Here is a 17,491-nt window from a genome sequence, read left to right as displayed (position 1 = left end):
GCCGCCTTGGAGGAACCGTGTTCCGCAGCGCGTACGCAGACGTCCCGCCCGTCGACCTGCCCATCCACGACGCGGTCCTCGGCGGGGCCGCCGCCTTCGGCGACGCCCCGGCGCTGATCGACGGCACCGACGGCACCACCCTCACCTACGAGCAGGTGGACCGGTTCCACCGGCGCGTCGCCGCCGCCCTCGCCGAGGCCGGCGTCCGCAAGGGCGACGTCCTCGCCCTGCACAGCCCCAACACGGTCGCCTTCCCGCTCGTCTTCTACGCCGCCACCCGCGCGGGCGCCTCGGTCACCACCGTGCACCCGCTCGCCACGGCGGAGGAGTTCGCCAGGCAGCTGAAGGACTGCGCGGCCCGCTGGATCGTCACCGTCTCCCCCCTGCTGGACACCGCCCGCCGGGCCGCCGGACTGGCGGGCGGCGTCCAGGAGATCCTGGTCTGCGACAGCGCGCCCGGCCACCGCTCCCTCGTCGACATGCTGGCGTCGACCGCACCCGAACCGGCCGTCGCCGTCGACCCCGCCGAGGACGTCGCCGCCCTGCCGTACTCCTCGGGCACCACCGGCACCCCCAAGGGCGTCATGCTCACCCACCGGCAGATCGCCACCAACCTCGCCCAGCTCGCACCGCTGATGCCCGCCGCCCCCGGCGACCGCGTCCTCGCCGTGCTCCCGTTCTTCCACATCTACGGCCTCACCGCCCTCATGAACGCCCCCCTGCGGCAGGGCGCGACCGTCGTCGTGCTGCCCCGCTTCGACCTGGAGCAGTTCCTCGCGGCCATCCAGAACCACCGCATCACCGCCCTGTACGTCGCCCCGCCGATCGTCCTCGCCCTCGCCAAGCACCCCCTGGTCGGCGACTACGACCTCTCGTCCCTGAAGTACCTCGTCAGCGCCGCCGCCCCCCTCGACGCCCGGCTCGCCGCCGCCTGCTCCCGGCGGCTCGGCCTGCCGCCCGTCGGCCAGGCGTACGGCATGACCGAGCTGTCCCCGGGCACCCACGTCGTCCCCCTGGACGCCATGACCGACGCGCCGCCCGGCACCGTCGGCAAGCTCGTCGCCGGCACCGAGATGCGCATCGTCTCCCTCGACGACCCCGCCCGGGACCTCGGACCCGGCGCGTCCGGCGAGATCCTCATCCGCGGCCCCCAGGTCATGAAGGGCTACCTCGGCCGCCCCGACGCCACCGCCGCCCTCATCGACCGGGACGGCTGGCTGCACACCGGCGACGTCGGACACGTCGACGAGGACGGCTGGCTGTTCGTCGTCGACCGCGTCAAGGAACTGATCAAGTACAAGGGCTTCCAGGTCGCCCCCGCCGAACTGGAGGCCCTCCTGCTCACCCACCCCGGCATCGCCGACGCCGCCGTCATCGGTGCCCACGACGACGACGGCAACGAGATACCCCACGCGTACGTGGTGCGCCGGCCGGCCGCGACCGGACCCACCGAGGGCGAGATCATGATGTACGTCGCCGAACGCGTCGCCCCCTACAAACGCGTCCGCCGGGTCACCTTCATCGACGGCGTGCCGAGGGCCGCGTCCGGCAAGATCCTGCGCCGGGAACTGCGGGAGCGCCCGTGAGCACCGTCGCCCGCGCCCGCGAACGCGGCGTCGAGACCCTCACCCTCGACTCCCCGCACAACCGCAACGCCCTCTCCGCCGGCCTCGTCACCGCCCTCGCCGACGCCCTCGCCGACGCGGGCGCCGACCCCGGCGTCCGCGCCGTCGTCCTCACCCACACCGGCACCACCTTCAGCGCCGGCGCCGACCTGCGCGACCCGCCCGACCCGGACGCCCTCGTCGCCCTGCTCCGGCAGATCGTCGAGCTGCCCCGACCGGTCGTCGCCCGCGTCACCGGCCACGTCCGCGCGGGCGGCCTCGGCCTGCTCGCCGCCTGCGACATCGCCGCCGCGTCCACCACGTCGACGTACGCCTTCACCGAGGTCCGCGTCGGCGTGGCCCCCGCCGTCATCTCCCTGCCCCTGCTGACCCGCACCGACCCCCGCGCCCTCGCCCGTTACTACCTCACCGGGGAACGCCTCGACGCCGCCGAGGCCGCCCGGATCGGCCTGATCACGGCGGCCGGCGACGACGTGGACGCCGTACTGGAACCCGTCCTGGACGGGGTGCGCCGTGCCTCGCCGCACGCCCTGGCCGCGACCAAACGGCTGCTCACGGCTAGGGTGCTGGAGGCCTTCGACCGGGACGCGGCCGACCTGACCGCGCTCTCGGCCCGGCTGTTCGCCTCCCCGCAGGCCCGCGAGGGGATGACGGCCTTCCTCGAACGACGGGATCCGGAATGGGTGGTGTGAGCGGCACCGTGAACACGGCGGAACGCGTCCCCAAGCAGGACCGCAGCCGGGCCACCCGGCAGCGGCTCCTCGAAGCCGCCGTCTCCTGCCTCGCCGAACACGGCTGGGCGGGCTCCACGGTCTCCGTCGTCGCCGAACGCGCCGGCGTCTCCCGCGGCGCCGCCCAGCACCACTTCCCGACCCGCGAGGACCTCTTCACGGCGGCCGTGGAGTACGTCGCCGAAGAGAGGTCCCTCGCCCTGCGCGCCCTCTTCCCCGAGGGCGCGGCGGCCGCCGGACGCCGGGCCGTGGTCCTGGCCCTGGTCGACCTCTACACCGGCCCGCTCTTCCGCGCCGCCCTCCACCTGTGGGTGGCCGCCTGTGACGAGGAGCAGCTGCGCGGCCGGGTGACCGAGCTGGAGGCCCGCGTCGGCCGCGAGACCCACCGCATCGCCGTCGAGCTGCTCGGCGCCGACGAGAGCCGCCCCGGCGCCCGCGAAACCGTCCAGGGCCTCCTCGACATGGCCCGCGGCCTGGGCCTCGCCAACCTCCTCACCGACGACGCGGCCCGCCGCGAACGGGTCGTCGAGCAGTGGGCGCGGCTCCTGGACGGGGCCCTGGACCCGACGTCCGGCTGAACGGGCCCGAGCCGCCCGTCACGGAGCGAGCCGCCCGTCACGGAGCGAGCCGCTCCACCCGCCACCCGCCCCCGCCCGTACCCGCCTCCGCCACGTACCGCAGCCGGTCGTGCAGCCGGTTCTCCCGCCCCTGCCAGAACTCCACCGTCCGCGGCACCACCCGGAACCCGCCCCAGTGCGGCGGCACCGGCACCTGCTCGCCCTCCGGATAACGCGCCGCCAGCCCGGCGTACGCGGCGTCCAGGGCGTCCCGGCCCCCCACCACCGACGACTGCGCGCTGGCCCACGCGCCCAGCTGGGAGCCGTGCGGCCGGGTCCGGAAGTACGCGGCGGTCTCGTCCCGCCCGGTCCGCCGCGCCTCGCCCGTCACGATGACCTGCCGGGCCATCGGATGCCACGGGAACAGCAGCGACACGTGCGGGTTCTCGCCCAGCTCACGGCCCTTGCGGGAGTCGTAGTTGGTGTAGAAGACGAAGCCCCGCTCGTCGAAGTGCTTCAGCAGCACCGTGCGGGAACTGGGCCGGCCCTCCGCGTCCGCCGTGGAGACGACCATGGCGTTCGGCTCGAACAGCCCGCCGTCCGTCGCGGCCTGCTTGAACCAGCGTGCGAACTGCTCCACGGGCGTCGCGGCCAGCTCGGACTCGGCGAGCCCCTCGGCCCGGTACTGCTTGCGCATCGAGGCGAGATCGAAGGGGACGGCGGCGTCGGCATCGCGGTCGGTCACACCGTCATCCTGCCGCATCCGGACCGCTGCCTCCGTGTCCTTCGTCACGCGGTGGCACTGAGTGCCGCGACCCCTCCCCAAAGGTGGCACTCGGAGATATCGTGCTGGTCCCGTCCCGGTTGGATGAGCGCCGGCCGGACGGGGCATCACAGGGGGGACCGCCAGGACCGCGAGTCGCCGAGGCGACCGTGGATCCGACGGGCCCGGCGGGGGTGCACGGGGACGACCGCACCGCCGCCGCACCGGTCGCCACACACCACGATCACGAGGAGCCGCCTGATGTCCGACTTCGTACCCGGGCTCGAGGGAGTCGTCGCGTTCGAAACGGAGATCGCCGAACCCGACAAGGAGGGCGGCGCCCTGCGCTACCGCGGCGTCGACATCGAGGACCTCGTCGGCCACGTCTCCTTCGGCAACGTATGGGGCCTGCTCGTCGACGGCGCCTTCAACCCCGGCCTGCCCGCCGCCGAGCCCTTCCCGATCCCCGTCCACTCCGGCGACATCCGCGTCGACGTCCAGTCCGCGCTCGCCATGCTCGCCCCCGTCTGGGGCCTCAAACCGCTCCTCGACATCGACGCCGAGCAGGCCCGCGCCGACCTCGCCCGCGCCGCCGTCATGGCCCTGTCCTACGTCGCCCAGTCCGCCCGCGGCCAGGGCCTGCCCATGGTCCCGCAGCGCGAGATCGACAAGGCGCAGTCGGTGGTCGAACGCTTCATGATCCGCTGGCGCGGCGAACCCGACCCCAAGCACGTCGCCGCCGTCGACGCCTACTGGACCTCGGCCGCCGAGCACGGCATGAACGCCTCCACGTTCACCGCCCGCGTCATCGCCTCCACCGGCGCCGACGTGGCCGCCGCCCTCTCCGGAGCCGTCGGCGCCATGTCCGGCCCTCTGCACGGCGGCGCCCCCTCCCGCGTCCTGCACATGATCGAGGAGATCGAGCGCACCGGCGACGCCGAGGCGTACGTCAAGAAGACCCTCGACGCGGGCGAACGCCTCATGGGCTTCGGCCACCGCGTCTACCGCGCCGAGGACCCCCGCGCCCGCGTCCTGCGCCGCACCGCCCGCGAACTGGGCGCGCCGCGCTTCGAGGTCGCCGAGGCCCTGGAGAAGGCCGCCCTGGCCGAGCTGCACGCCCGCCGCCCCGACCGGGTCCTGGCCACCAACGTCGAGTTCTGGGCCGCCATCATGCTGGACTTCGCCGAGGTCCCGGCCCACATGTTCACCTCGATGTTCACCTGCGCTCGCACGGCCGGCTGGTCCGCCCACATCCTCGAGCAGAAGCGCACCGGACGCCTGGTCCGCCCCTCCGCCCGCTACGTCGGCCCGGGCCCCCGCGACCCCCGCGCGATCGAGGGCTACGCCGGCATCAACGACTGACCCGGAACGCAGACGACCCGCGAGTCGGGTTCCTCCAGAGGAGGAGCCGGCCGGACGTACCGGCGACTCGCGGGTCGGGTGACTGCTGGGATTGGGCCGGCTGCGCGCTTCTCTCACGCGCTGGTCCGGCACCGCACAGAGTGTGGCGGCGGGCCGCTAGCCCGCAGTCACCTCACGCGTCCGGTATGCATACATCTGCCGAACCACCTCCCTTCTCGTGTACGGCACAGCCTAGGAACCGGCCGGCGCTCGATCAATCGCTTTTTCGCGACTCGATTCCCCGCCGCCTCCCGTGGACGTGTCCGCGCTGGTCACCTACCGTTCCGCCCAGGGCGAAGAACGATTTCCGGCAATCTTGCGGGAACTCGGTGTGTGCTGCATCACGTTCGAGTTGAATGAAGGCCAGTGAGTGAACCGACGTACCGTACGGCGGACGCAGCCTGCAGGGGGTCCAGGTGAGTGCTTCGCGGCGTAGTGGGGCCACCGACGAGCTGGGCCCGGAGGAGCCGGGGCAGCCCGAGCGGGACGGCGCGGACCTGTTGGCCGCGCTCCTCGACGGCATGGACGCGGCCCTGTGCGCCTTCGACGTCGACGGGGTCGTGACCCACTGGAACCGTGAGGCGGAGCGGATCCTCGGCTGGAGCGCGGCCGAGGCGGTGGGCCGGCAGGGCTTCGCCGGGTGGGCGGTGCGCAGCGCCGACGCGGGCGAGGTCGAGGAGCGGCTGCTGTCCGCGATGCGGGCGCCCGGACGGCAGGTGCACGAGTTCGCGCTGCTGACCAAGGACGGCGGGCGCGTCCTGGTGCGGACCCAGTCCGCGGCCGTACGCGGGCCCGACGGCCGGCCGGCGGGGGTGTACTGCGCGTTCAGCGAGGTGCACGCGCAGATCGACCTGGAGCGGTCCATCGCGCTCAGCGAGGCCCTGCTGGAGGACGCGAGCTGGGGTGTCGTCCTGGTGGACGTGGATCTGCGGCCCGCCGTGGTGAACGCCCACGCGGCGCGCGCGCTCGGCGCCGGGCGTACGTCCGTACTGGGCAGGCCGCTCGGTGACCTGCTCGCCCAGGGCGTCGAGGAGCTGGAGAACGCGCTGACGCACGTGCTGGCGGAGGGCGCGCCGCCCGGGCCCGCCGAGGTGTGGGTGAGCGTGCGCACGCCGGAGGGCGAGCGGCGCCGGTGCTGGCGCAGCGGGTTCGTGCGGCTGGCCTCGCCGCTGGCGGAGGAACCGGTGCCGTTGGGCGTCGGCTGGCTGTTCCAGGACATCACGGAGGGCAAGCAGGCCGAGCAGGAGGCGGCCCTGCTGCGCTTCCGCTCCAACCAGCTGCACCGCGCGGCGCGGGCCGCGGCCGAGTGCGAGGACCCGGCGGAGGCGGCGGTCGTCCACCTGGACTTCGCGCTCGCCGGGTTCGCCGACCACGCCCTGATCGACCGGGTCGTGGGCGGGGCGGCGGTGGACACCGAGGCGTCGGGGCCGGTCCGGCTGGTCCGGGTCGCCGCCACGCCGTCCGGCGCGCCGGGGCCGAGCCTGCCGGCCGGGACGTCGGGGATGCCGGTGCGCTACGGCGAGGGGCATCCGGCGGTGCAGTGCGTGGAGCGGGCGGGTTCGGTGCGGGCCAGTGCCGGTGTCCGGGCGGTGCCGGCCGAGCGGGTGCGGGCGTGGGCCGAGGCCCGGCAGTGGCCGGCGGACACGGTGCACGGCCTGTGCGCGGTCCTGCGCAGCCGGGGCCGGACGCTGGGCGTGGTGACGTTCCTGCGGGGCTCGGGGCGGAGCGCCTTCGAGCGGTCCGACGCGGTGTACGCCGAGGACGTGGCGGTCCGTATCGCGGCGACGCTGGACCTGGCCGACGCGTCGGCCCCCGGCCCTCGGTAGGCGCACGCGCGCCCACCGCGGCCGGGTCAGCGGCGGTAGAAGATCCGGTCCCGGTACCGGTCCAGCACGCGCCCGTTCCAGTCGTGGCCGCCGTCGACGTTGCCCGAGCGCAGCAGGGGCGGTTCGACGCCGCGGTCGGCGAGGGCGGCGGCGGCCGTGGCCATGACGGCCTGCATGAGGGCGCTGGTGACGACCGTGGAGGCGGGCGCGAACGGCGCGGGGACGGTGTCGAGCGTCAGCTCCGCGTCCCCGACGGCGATCTTGGAGTCCAGCACGATGTCGCAGTGGTCCTTGAGGAAGGTGCCGGAGGCGTGCCGCGACGTGGTCTCGGAGGCGTACGCCACCGAGGTCACGCCGATCACCCGGACCCCGAGCGCGCGGGCGTTGACGGCCATCTCCACGGGGAGGGCGTTGCGCCCGGAGAGGGAGACGATCACCAGGGCGTCGCCCTCACGCAGCGGCGAGGAGTCGAGTACGGCGCTCGCGAGGCCGTCGACGCGTTCCAGCGCGGAGCCGAGCGTCGCCGGCATGACGTCCACGCCGACGACGCCGGGCACGGCGAGCAGGTTCATCAGGGCGAGTCCGCCGGCGCGGTAGACGACGTCCTGGGCGGCGAGGGAGGAGTGGCCGGCGCCGAAGGCGAAGAGCCGGCCGCCGTTCTCCACGGTGTCCGCGAGCAGCGTGCCGGCCGCCTCGATCGCGTCGGCCTCCTCGTCGCGGACGCGCCGCAGGAGGTCGATGGCGGCGTCGATGAACTGGCCGGCCGGCCTGCGGTCGCTCATGCGGGGCCCCTTCGTGTGGCTGTGTCGCGGATCACCGTGCGGTCTGGACCAGTGCGGTGTCAATACGGCGTCGGCGGGGCGGGGAGGGCCGCGCGCGGCCCGGCTTCGGACGGCGCGGCACGCTTGTCGGTGGTATGCGTCAGAATTGGGTTCAGGGCCAGCGCACGCGCCGGTGGGCCGTAGCCTCCGGCAATCTCATCGAGGGGCACGTATGTCCGGACTGATCGACACCACGGAGATGTATCTCCGCACCATCCTCGAGCTGGAGGAGGAAGGTGTGGTCCCGATGCGCGCCCGGATCGCCGAGCGGCTCGACCAGAGCGGCCCGACGGTCAGCCAGACGGTGGCGCGCATGGAGCGCGACGGTCTGGTGTCCGTGGCGGCCGACCGGCATCTGGAGCTGACCGACGAGGGCCGTCGGCTGGCCACGCGGGTGATGCGCAAGCACCGGCTCGCGGAGTGCCTGCTCGTCGACGTGATCGGCCTGGAGTGGGAGCAGGTGCACGCCGAGGCGTGCCGCTGGGAGCACGTGATGAGCGAGGCGGTGGAGCGCCGCGTGCTGGAGCTGCTGCGCCACCCGACCGAGTCGCCGTACGGGAACCCGATCCCGGGCCTGGAGGAGCTGGGCGAGACGGACGGCGCCGACCCGTTCCTGGACGAGGGGATGGTGTCGCTCGCCGACCTCGACCCGGGCCTGGAGGGCAAGACGGTCGTCGTGCGCCGGATCGGCGAGCCGATCCAGACGGACGCGCAGCTGATGTACACGCTGCGCCGGGCGGGCGTGCAGCCCGGCTCGGTGGTGAGCGTGACCGAGGCCGCGGGCGGCGTGCTGGTGGGCAGCGGCGGCGAGGCGGCCGAGCTGGCGGCGGACGTCGCCTCCCACGTGTTCGTCGCCAAGCGCTGAGCGGTGCCGGGCGCCGGCCGGCCGTGGGCGCGGGGTCTCGGGTCGCGGCGTCGATCGCGTAGATCACGCCGTTTCCGGGAACCGGTGCGCGGAATCGCAGCGCGAGCAGGCCGCGCGTGCGAGGCTGTGGGCGTGAGGCATATGACGTAGGGGGCTCTTGGCCGTGGCGTGACAGCGATGTCGCCCGGCCGGAGAGGGGGTGGGGCGTGCCGGAGGGACGGATGCCGTGGGCACGGCTGCCGTACGGACGGAGAGGGCCCCGGCGCCGTGTGGCGCCGGGGCCTGTCCTCCCCTGTGCTGACCCGGAGCCCCGAGCTCTCAGGGTCAATCCCCTCGGACCGTTTTCCCCGAGCGGTCCGCCTCCCGTTGAAGATCTCCCCTCGGCGGCGGCGATCAATCACTGAGAGGTGTCACTCGAATGAGGGGTGTTGTGGGCCGGAACGGCGCTTTCGAATAAGCATTCGATACGCTGCGAGCGTCGGACAGCCGCGGACACGACGGCGGGGACGGCACGGCAAGGCACGGCAGGCAGGACACGGTTCACAGGGCCGGCCGACCCGGACGGACGGGCGGGCGGTTCGAGCGGAGCTTGGGGGTGCCAGGACCTATGGCGCGGCGCATCGACGTGACCGGCGCGGGCGGCGTACGCCTCGCGGCCTGGGAGTTCGGCGACCCTCCCAAGACCGGGAGCGCGCCCCCGGCGTCCGGGCCCGGCGGCGACCTGCCGGGCGTGCTGTTACTGCACGGCCTGATGGGCCGCGCCTCCCACTGGGCCCCCACCGCCCGCTGGCTCTCCGCCCGCCACCGGGCCGTCGCCCTCGACCAGCGCGGCCACGGCCGCAGCGACAAGCCCCCGGAGGGCTCCTACACGCGGGACGCCTACGTCGACGACGTCGAGGCCGCCCTGGAACAGCTCGGTCTCGGACCCGCCGTCCTGATCGGCCACGCCATGGGCGCGCTGACCGCCTGGCAGCTCGCCGCGAAGCGCCCCGACCTGGTCCGTGGCCTGATCATCTGCGACATGCGGGCCTCCGCCCTCGGCAGTGCCTCGCAGCACACCTGGACCGAGTGGTTCCGCGCCTGGCCGGTCCCGTTCGCCACCCTCGCGGACGTGCGCAAGTGGTTCGGCGAGGACGACCCGTGGGTGGAGCGCCCGAACCCGGCCCGGGGCGAGTTCTACGCCGAGGTGATGGCCGAGTCCCCGGACGGCTGGCGGCCGGTCTTCGAACCGGAGCAGATGCTCAGGTCCCGCGAGACCTGGGTCTACGACGCCCACTGGGAGGAGCTGGCCCAGGTCCGCTGCCCGACCCTGGTCGTCCGCGGCCTGGACGGGGAGCTGGGCCGCGCGGAGGCGCAGGAAATGGTCCGCGTGCTGCCGCGCGGGCAGTACGCGGAGGTCGCCGACGCCGGCCACCTCGTCCACTACGACCAGCCGGAGGCGTGGCGGGCGGCCATCGAACCGTTCCTGGACTCCCTCCGGGACGCCTGAGGCGACGCCCCGGCGGACTTCCCGGCGGGCGGTCCCTAACGGTCCCTGCCGCACGCGTACGCCAGGGGTGAGATCAGTTCCTCCACGTCCGGCAGCCACCGGTTCGCCGGCGTCGGCCGGCACGCCCACTGCACGGCCCCCCGCGTCCCGTACCGCGTGGGCGGCGCCGCCACGTACGTCCCTTCCCCGAGCGCCGTCAGGTCGAGGGACGACGGCGACCACCCCAGCCGCCGTACCAGGTCCGGTACCTTCACCGCGGCGCCCGGGAGGACGAAGAACCGCATCCGCCGGTCCGGTGCCAGCGTCACCGGACCGAGTGTCAGCTCCATCCGCTCCATCCGGGCCAGGGCCAGGAACCCCGCGGTCTCCGGCACGTCGATCGCGTCGAACGTCCGCCCCGTGGGCAGCAGGACCGACGCCGTCGGCTGCTTCTGCCACAGGCGCCGGGCGACGGTCGCGCTGCCGGTCGCCTGGGTCGCCCAGTCCTCGCGCGCCGGGTGCGCGCCGGGGGCGGCGCACGCCGGGTCCCCACAGGAACAGCGCTGCACCCCGTCGGCTGCCTCCAGCCAGGTCCCGGGGAACACGTCCCAGTGGCGTTCCTCGGCGTAACGTACGGCGGTCTCCAGCAGCGATGTTCCACGCTGCTGCGGGATCTGGGCGGCGTCGGTGCCGGGGATGGTCTCTGTCACGTGGAACTCAACTCCCGTGCTCACCGGGGGTTACGGCGGTTGCGCGCGCGGGGGAGGAGCATCGATTCGGCATCCGGGGCGCATGGGTGCACGGGTGGGGGCGCGCGGGAGGATTCGCCGGGGGAGCTGGGTAGCCACGTCTGGGGCCGGCGCGGGCCGTTGCTCCGGCAATCCTCGCAAGCACTGCAAGCTTCGCAAGTCTCGCATTGTCGGCACATCGACGGGGCATTGATCTTCACGGCCGGATCTTTTCCGTCCGCCGGGACAGCATCGGGACCGCATGAGACCGCATGGGGGTTACGCCATGGCCGCAAGGCCTCTCGTCGCGCGGCAGCCGAACGAACGACTGCAGGCGCTCATTCAGGAAGCGGGCTGCTCCAACGCGGGCCTCGCCCGCCGGGTCAACGTGTGCGGGGTCGAGCACGGTCTCGACCTGCGGTACGACAAGACGTCCGTGGCCCGCTGGCTGCGCGGACAGCAACCGCGCGGCCGGGCACCGGCGATCATCGCCGAGGCGCTCGGCCGCAAGCTCGGCCGCACGGTCACGATCGACGAGATCGGCATGGCCAACGGCAAGAACCTCGCGTCGGGCGTCGGTCTCCAGTTCTCGCCGACGGTACTGGGGGCCATCGAGCAGGTCTGCGAGCTGTGGCGCAGCGACGTGGGGCGCCGGGACTTCCTGTCCGGCTCCTCCGTCGCCGCCTCCGCCCTCGTCGAACCCAGCCGGGACTGGCTGATCTCCGCCCCCGACTCGCAGGTGTCGCGTTCGGCCGGGCCGCGGGTGGGGCCCTCCGACGTGGCGGCGGTGCGGGCGATGACACAGGCGCTGGTGGACCTCGACCACCAGTACGGCAGCGGACACGTGCGCCCGGTCGTCGTGCACTACCTGAACAGCGTGGTCTCCGGACTGCTCGCCGGGTCCTACCGGGAGGCGGTGGGGCGGGAGTTGTTCGCCACGGTCGCCCGACTGACCGAGCTGGCCGGGTACATGGCCGTGGACACCGGGCAACCGGGCCTGGCCCAGCGGTACTACATCCAGTCGCTGCGGCTGGCGCAGGCGGCCGGCGACCGCGGGTACGGCGGATACGTCCTGGCCGCGTCCATGAGCCACCTGGCCGCACAGCTCGGAAACCCGCGTGAGATCGCGCAGTTGGCGCGCGCGGCGCAGGAGGGCGCGCGCGGCCGGGTGACCCCGCGCGCGGAGGCGATGTTCCACGCCGCCGAGGCCCGCGGCCACGCGCTCCTCGGCGACGTGCGGTCGGCCCATGCCGCGGCCGGGCGGGCGGTCGGCGCGATGGAGGCGGCCGACCCGGCCTCCGGGGACGACCCGGTGTGGATCGCGCACTTCGACGAGGCCTATCTCGCCGACGAGTTGGCGCACTGCCACCGGGACCTCGGCCAGGCCGACGCGGCGGCGCGGTACGCGCGGCAGTCGCTCGACGGGCACCCCGAGTCGCGGGCCCGCAGGCGGGCCATCGGGCATGTGCTGCTCGCCACGGCGCAGGTGCAGCAGCGCGAGGTCGAACAGGCCTGCACCACCGCGACCAAGGCCGTCGAGCTTCTCGAGACGCTGCGCTCGAACCGGGGCGCCGAGTACCTGGAGGACTTCCAGGCGCGGCTGGAACCGTACCGGGAGGAGGCGGTGGTCAGGGAGTTCGGGGCGCGGCTCAACCTCCAGGCGGCCGCGTGAACGAGCGGGTCGCGACGGTGTGAACGGGCGGGAAACGCGGGCGCGATGAGCGCGATGCGCCATGAACAGCGTGCCGCGGCCCGGTTTTGTTACTGCGATCACAGGGAAGGAGTCCACGCCCCATGCGGCGTGGCAGGGGGCTCCGGGGACCCGGTAGCGTGAGCCGACGATTCCGAAGGTCCCCCATTCGTAGGAGTCCCGGTGACGCAGAGTGGACAGGGCGAGGAGCCCTCGGCGCGCAGAGCGCACGAAGGCATCGTGCTGCCCTCGGACGGCGGCGAGCCCTTGCTGCCGGGCCCGGCAGGCGGCCTCGCGGCCCCGCAGGCCGGCCGGCCCGCGCCCGCCTCGGCGCCGCCCGGCGGCCAGGCATGGGACCAGCCGTGGGGTCCCGGGCAGCAGCAGGGCCCGGCCGCCCAGGGCGAGGGCTGGGCCACGCCGCCCGGCGCCCAGCCCTGGGGATCCCCGGAGAGCGACCGGCAGGCCGCCCCGCCCGCCTGGTCCGCGCAGAGCGGCCCGGCCGAGGCGCCCGGCGCCCTGCCGCCCCAGGCCCCTCCCGGCCCGCTCCCCCCGGAGGGCGCGCAGGCCCCGGCGTACGGCGGCCCGGCGTACGGCGCCCAGCCGTCGTACGGCCGGCAGTACGGAGAGCAGGGGCAGCAGCAGTTCGGCCAGCCGGGGCAGGAGTTCGGTCGGCAGGGGCAGGAGTACGGCCAGCCGGGCCAGGAGTACGGCCGGCAGGGGCAGCACTGGCAGCAGCCACAGCCGCAGCAGGGGCCGGACGGGCAGCACGGGCAGCACGGGCAGGCGCCCGTGCCCCATACGCCCCAGCCCCAGCCCCAGTCCCAGACGCCCCAGCACCGGGCGGCGGCGCCGCTGCCGCCCGCCGACGAGGGCGCCACCCAGTACCTGCCGCCGGTCGGCATGCCCGCGGACGAGGGCGCGACGCAGTACATACCCCCGGTCTCTCCGGGCGCGCTGCCCCCGGAGAGACCCGCCGAGACGCCCTCCGAGTCGACGCGGTTCCTCGGCCGGGCCCCGCAGTACTCCGCACAGCCCGCGGCCGGGCACCAGCCGGCCCCCGCCGCGCCGGCCCCGCACCCCGACGCCGAGGCCACCCAGTACATCGCGCCCGTGCCCGGCGGCCCCGGCCCCGCCCCGGCGCCGTACGGTGCCGCGCCCGGCGGTGAGGAGGGGCGGCAGCCGCCCGCCGAGTTCGACAACCTGTTCCGCAGCGCCCCGGGCGCCGACGGCCCGGCCTCGGCCACCCAGCAGATGCCCCGCGTCGACGAGCCCCGGCCGCCGCGTCCCGGTGATCCGGCCGGGTACGCCCCGCAGGGACCCGGCGGCGGTGGCGGTGGCCGGCGGCGCGGCCACGAGGGCGGTGGCGGCCGGGGCGGCCGGACCGGTTCCCGCCTGCCGCTGCTCGCGGCCGTGGGCGTCGGCATCGCCGTCGTCGGCGTCGGCGCCGGCGCGATGATGGCGGGCGGGGGCGGCGACGAGGACGAGGGCGGCAACCAGACCGTGTCCGCCACGGCACCGGCGTCCGAGTCCGCGTCCGCGTCCGCGTCGGCCTCCGCCTCGCCGTCCGTCGACCCGGTCCGGCAGCAGGCCGTCGAGCTGGACAAGCTGCTGGCCCACAGCGGCAACAGCCGGACCACGGTGATCAACGCGGTGGCCGACGTGCGGTCCTGCGACAACCTGGCCCAGGCGGCCAAGGACCTGCGCGACGCCGCCGGGCAGCGCACCGGGCTGGTCACCAGCCTCAGCCGGCTGTCCGTGGACAAGCTGCCCCGGCACACCGAGCTGACCACCGCCCTCACCAAGGCGTGGCAGGCCTCGGCGTCGGCCGACAACCACTACGCGTCCTGGGCCGACCGGACGGCCGGCAAGAAGGGCTGCAAGAAGGGCAAGGCCGCCACCCAGCCGCAGGAGGCCAACCGGGCCAGCGGCACGGCCACCCAGGAGAAGGCCAAGGCCGCCAAGCTCTGGAACGCCATCGCCAAGCAGTACGGCCTGACGGAGCGCCAGCCGACCCAGCTGTGAGGGCCCGGGGCGGGCCCGGGCTCGGGCCCGGGCTCAGGCCACGTCCGCGTTCTGGAGGATGCGGGTGGTGTTCACGGCGCCCGCGCGGGCCGAGACCAGGCGGCCCTGGCGCACGACCTGCAAGGTGACCTCGGCGTTGACCAGGCGCGGGAAACCGACCGAGGCCAGCTTGTCGGCGAACGTCCACCGCAGGGGCGGGGTGAGCCCGCCCGTGCCGACCTTCAGCCCGCCGTCCAGTGCCCGCCTGATGGCCGAGGCGCTCACCTCGCCGCCGTCCAGCGACTCGACGATCTCCTTGAACACGGTGTACGCGATCCAGGTGGTCTGCACCCCGGCGTCCGCCGCGTCGATGTCGTTGTCGCCGAACGCCTCCTCCTTGACGACCTTCTTCATCCCGTCCCAGGCCGGGTCGGTCACCGCCGGGTACCAGCCGGTGACGTACGCCCCCTCGTAGGGACCGGAGGCCCCGCCGCTCGCGTTGATCGTGGACTGGTCGGTGCTGCCGAGGACGGTCGCGGTGCCCACCTCGGGGTAGTCCTCGCGGGCCCGCCGGAAGGAGTCCATGAAGGTGCCGGTGCGGTCGCCGAGGACGGGCACCACGCAGCCCGGTTCCGCCGGGTCGGCGGCCGCCCGCTCCAGCGCCTGTCCGGACTGGCCGTCGTAGGCGGTGGCGTCCTCGGGCGCCCGCTGGTCGTGGGCCCGCTCGTGCCCGCCCGAGGTCAGTCCGGAGTCGAGCAGCACGGGCAGCTGGTCGCCCGCGATGGTGTCGGGGCGGACGAGCGTGACGGGCCCGCAGGATTCGGCGAGCGCGCTGCCGAGGCCGGCGAGCAGCGCGGGCTGGCCGCCGTTGACCGGGTAGGACAGCGGGCTGGTGAACTCCGCGTTGGTGATGCCGTAGCCGCCGATGTACGGGATGCCGGAGCCCTCCAGCACCGGGAAGAAGGAGTCGGCGTGCTGGCTGTAGGAGCCGACCACGGCGACCGCGTTCTCGTTGACCGCGCGCCGGGCGCACTTGGCCGCGGTGACGCTGTCGTTGTGGTCGTTGCAGGTCAGCACGTTCAGCTCGCGGCCGCCGAGCCCGCCCTGGGCGTTGATCCAGCGGGCGTAGGCCTGCGCGAGGGCGGGCATGCCGGGCTTGTTGGTCGCACCGGTGTCCTGCGGCGCCCAGGTCATCACGGTGATCGGGTCGTCCCCGGAGCCCCCCGTGGCACCGGGGACGATGCCGCACCCCGCGGCGAGCGACGCGCACGCCACCAGCGCGCCCGCGGACAGCGCGCCGGTGCGGGTGGCCCGGGAACGGCGGCTCGGGCCGCGGAGGAAGGTGCTGCGGGTGGGTCGCCTGCCGGTCATGCATCCGCACGATTCCGCCACACGGCTAACCTGGAAGTGACCTGCGGTCAACGCGTGGTGACACCGGGGTGAATTGCGGGGGTCGATGGGGCGCGGGCGGAGGGGAACGTACGATCGATGACCGTGCAAGGTTCGGAGAACTCTTCCCGTCGTGGCCGTCGCTCCTCCACCATGGGCGGCATGCCACTCAACGACATGCCGTGGTGGCGCTGGCGCAGCAATGTGCGCTCCGCGCTGCACATGCTCTCCGCCCCCGCCTTCCAGCGGGACGTCTGGCTGGCCGGTGTGGACGGCTTCGGCGACGTCACCGACGCGGTGTACCGGCTGGTGGAGGACACCTGGCTGGACCACTGGTCCGCCGAGAAGTACGTGGGCACGGTCTTCCGCGACTCGCAGGAGGCGGCGCTCGTCGACAGCGCCGTGCTGCGCGTCCTGCGGATCATGCACCAGGTGGGGCCGGACGCGCCCGTGCACGCCTACCTCGACCACCCGGACTGGCCGGAGGCGGTGCGGGCGGCGCGCGACGCGCACGTGCGGCTGGCCACCAGTGACGGCGAGGACCCGGAGACGGAGCCGCGCTCGCTGGAGGTACTGCAGATCCTGACCCGGTCCGCCTGACCCGGTCCGCCTGACGGGACGGCGCTCGGGCGGCGGGCCCGGATATGGGACCCTGTCCTGCATGAATGAGCAGTCCTCCGCCGCCGTCCCGCAGGCCGTCGCCGCCCCGGCCGACCAGTACGTCCTCACCCTGTCCTGCCCGGACAAGCAGGGCATCGTGCACGCCGTGTCGAGCTACCTGTTCATGACCGGCTGCAACATCGAGGACAGCCAGCAGTTCGGCGACCACGACACGGGACTGTTCTTCATGCGGGTCCACTTCTCGGCCGACGAGCCGGTGACCGTGGACAAGCTGCGGGCCAGCTTCACGGCGATCGGTGACGCCTTCCACATGGACTGGCAGATCAACCGGGCCGACGAGAAGATGCGCATCGTGCTCATGGTCAGCAAGTTCGGGCACTGCCTGAACGACCTGCTCTTCCGGGCCCGCATCGGCGCGCTGCCGGTGGAGATCGCGGCCGTGGTGTCCAACCACACGGACTTCGCGGAGCTGGTGGGGTCGTACGGCATCCCCTTCCACCACATCCCCGTGACGAGGGACACCAAGGCCGAGGCCGAGGCGCGGCTGCTGGAGATCGTGCGCGAGGAGCGCGTCGAGCTGGTCGTCCTGGCCCGCTACATGCAGGTCCTCTCGGACGACCTGTGCAAGCGGCTCAGCGGCCGGATCATCAACATCCACCACTCCTTCCTGCCGAGCTTCAAGGGCGCGAAGCCCTATCACCAGGCGCACGCGCGGGGCGTGAAGCTGATCGGCGCGACCGCGCACTACGTGACGGCCGACCTCGACGAGGGGCCGATCATCGAGCAGGAGGTCGAGCGGGTGGGCCACGACGTCACGCCGGACCAGCTGGTCGCCGTCGGACGGGACGTGGAGTGCCAGGCGCTGGCGCGGGCCGTGAAGTGGCACGCCGAGCGGCGGATTCTGCTGAACGGTCGCCGTACGGTCGTTTTCGCCTAGTAGCCCGGGGGGTTCTGCCTGGCGGGCGGCTGCGGGCGCGTCGTGGCTGGTCGCGCAGTTCCCCGCGC

At 74.2% G+C, this 17,491-nt stretch carries 15 protein-coding genes; 11 read left to right on the top strand and 4 right to left on the bottom strand.

Translation table 11 applies throughout. The features are described from left to right. Positions 1-17 precede the first annotated feature (17 nt). Genes ACFIF2_RS19015 through ACFIF2_RS19005 form a run of 3 tightly spaced genes read left to right on the top strand, consistent with a single transcriptional unit; the run spans position 18 to position 2,934 of the window. Entirely contained in the window at positions 18-1,586 is a 1,569-nt protein-coding gene (locus ACFIF2_RS19015; protein ID WP_395574099.1) for a 4-coumarate--CoA ligase family protein, read from the top strand. Beyond that, positions 1,583-2,317: an enoyl-CoA hydratase family protein gene (locus ACFIF2_RS19010; protein ID WP_395574097.1), complete on the top strand. Its 735-nt coding sequence runs from the start codon at positions 1,583-1,585 to the stop codon at positions 2,315-2,317. Before ACFIF2_RS19015 ends, ACFIF2_RS19010 begins: the two co-directional genes overlap by 4 nt. After that, complete coding sequence (locus tag ACFIF2_RS19005) at positions 2,305-2,934, top strand: TetR/AcrR family transcriptional regulator (protein WP_395574095.1); 630 nt, start codon at positions 2,305-2,307, stop codon at positions 2,932-2,934. The genes ACFIF2_RS19010 and ACFIF2_RS19005 overlap by 13 nt, the downstream gene beginning before the upstream one ends. A 37-nt stretch (positions 2,935-2,971) precedes the next feature. Here ACFIF2_RS19005 and pdxH read toward each other — a convergent pair whose 3' ends face one another. Further along, complete coding sequence (gene pdxH, locus ACFIF2_RS19000; protein WP_395574313.1) at positions 2,972-3,676, bottom strand: pyridoxamine 5'-phosphate oxidase; 705 nt, start codon at positions 3,674-3,676, stop codon at positions 2,972-2,974. 261 nt (positions 3,677-3,937) lie between these two features. Between pdxH and ACFIF2_RS18995 the strand changes: the two genes are divergently transcribed. Continuing rightward, positions 3,938-5,038 carry a citrate synthase 2 gene (locus ACFIF2_RS18995; RefSeq protein ID WP_395574093.1) on the top strand — a complete coding sequence of 367 codons (1,101 nt, stop codon included), beginning with the start codon at positions 3,938-3,940 and terminating at the stop codon, positions 5,036-5,038. Between the two features lie 455 nt (positions 5,039-5,493). After that, entirely contained in the window at positions 5,494-6,903 is a 1,410-nt protein-coding gene (locus ACFIF2_RS18990; protein ID WP_395574091.1) for a PAS domain-containing protein, read from the top strand. Positions 6,904-6,929: 26 nt separating this feature from the next. On the opposite strand, the gene ACFIF2_RS18985 is transcribed toward ACFIF2_RS18990, so the two are convergent. Further along, positions 6,930-7,685: an SIS domain-containing protein gene (locus tag ACFIF2_RS18985; protein WP_395574089.1), complete on the bottom strand. Its 756-nt coding sequence runs from the start codon at positions 7,683-7,685 to the stop codon at positions 6,930-6,932. 211 nt (positions 7,686-7,896) lie between these two features. Between ACFIF2_RS18985 and ACFIF2_RS18980 the strand changes: the two genes are divergently transcribed. Next, the gene (locus ACFIF2_RS18980; protein ID WP_395574087.1) at positions 7,897-8,589 is read left to right on the top strand and encodes a metal-dependent transcriptional regulator; all 693 of its coding nucleotides are present in this window, start codon (positions 7,897-7,899) and stop codon (positions 8,587-8,589) included. A gap of 607 nt (positions 8,590-9,196) precedes the next feature. Beyond that, positions 9,197-10,078: an alpha/beta fold hydrolase gene (locus ACFIF2_RS18975; protein WP_395574085.1), complete on the top strand. Its 882-nt coding sequence runs from the start codon at positions 9,197-9,199 to the stop codon at positions 10,076-10,078. A gap of 35 nt (positions 10,079-10,113) precedes the next feature. Here ACFIF2_RS18975 and ACFIF2_RS18970 read toward each other — a convergent pair whose 3' ends face one another. After that, positions 10,114-10,767 carry a bifunctional DNA primase/polymerase gene (locus ACFIF2_RS18970; RefSeq protein WP_395574083.1) on the bottom strand — a complete coding sequence of 218 codons (654 nt, stop codon included), beginning with the start codon at positions 10,765-10,767 and terminating at the stop codon, positions 10,114-10,116. 304 nt (positions 10,768-11,071) lie between these two features. On the opposite strand from ACFIF2_RS18970, the gene ACFIF2_RS18965 reads away from it, so the two are divergent. Both ACFIF2_RS18965 and ACFIF2_RS18960 read left to right on the top strand, forming a co-directional pair. Beyond that, on the top strand, positions 11,072-12,457 hold the full coding sequence (locus tag ACFIF2_RS18965; protein WP_395574081.1) for a transcriptional regulator: 1,386 nt from the start codon (positions 11,072-11,074) through the stop codon (positions 12,455-12,457). A gap of 201 nt (positions 12,458-12,658) precedes the next feature. Beyond that, complete coding sequence (locus ACFIF2_RS18960) at positions 12,659-14,497, top strand: hypothetical protein (protein ID WP_395574079.1); 1,839 nt, start codon at positions 12,659-12,661, stop codon at positions 14,495-14,497. A gap of 33 nt (positions 14,498-14,530) precedes the next feature. Here ACFIF2_RS18960 and ACFIF2_RS18955 read toward each other — a convergent pair whose 3' ends face one another. Then, complete coding sequence (locus ACFIF2_RS18955; protein ID WP_395574077.1) at positions 14,531-15,847, bottom strand: ABC transporter substrate-binding protein; 1,317 nt, start codon at positions 15,845-15,847, stop codon at positions 14,531-14,533. Positions 15,848-15,964: 117 nt separating this feature from the next. Between ACFIF2_RS18955 and ACFIF2_RS18950 the strand changes: the two genes are divergently transcribed. Both ACFIF2_RS18950 and purU read left to right on the top strand, forming a co-directional pair. Next, positions 15,965-16,465, top strand: coding sequence for a hypothetical protein (locus ACFIF2_RS18950; protein ID WP_395574075.1), 501 nt, complete (start codon positions 15,965-15,967; stop codon positions 16,463-16,465). Between the two features lie 61 nt (positions 16,466-16,526). Further along, positions 16,527-17,423, top strand: a complete 897-nt coding sequence (gene purU, locus ACFIF2_RS18945) for a formyltetrahydrofolate deformylase (RefSeq protein WP_395574073.1) — start codon at positions 16,527-16,529, stop codon at positions 17,421-17,423. Positions 17,424-17,491 lie beyond the last annotated feature (68 nt).

Origin of the sequence: Streptomyces sp. BK79 (assembly GCF_044142145.1) — a bacterium.
Lineage (GTDB): Bacteria > Actinomycetota > Actinomycetes > Streptomycetales > Streptomycetaceae > Streptomyces.
The sequence above is the reverse complement of the archived record's forward strand: the minus strand, read 5'-3'. Positions and strand labels throughout refer to the sequence as shown.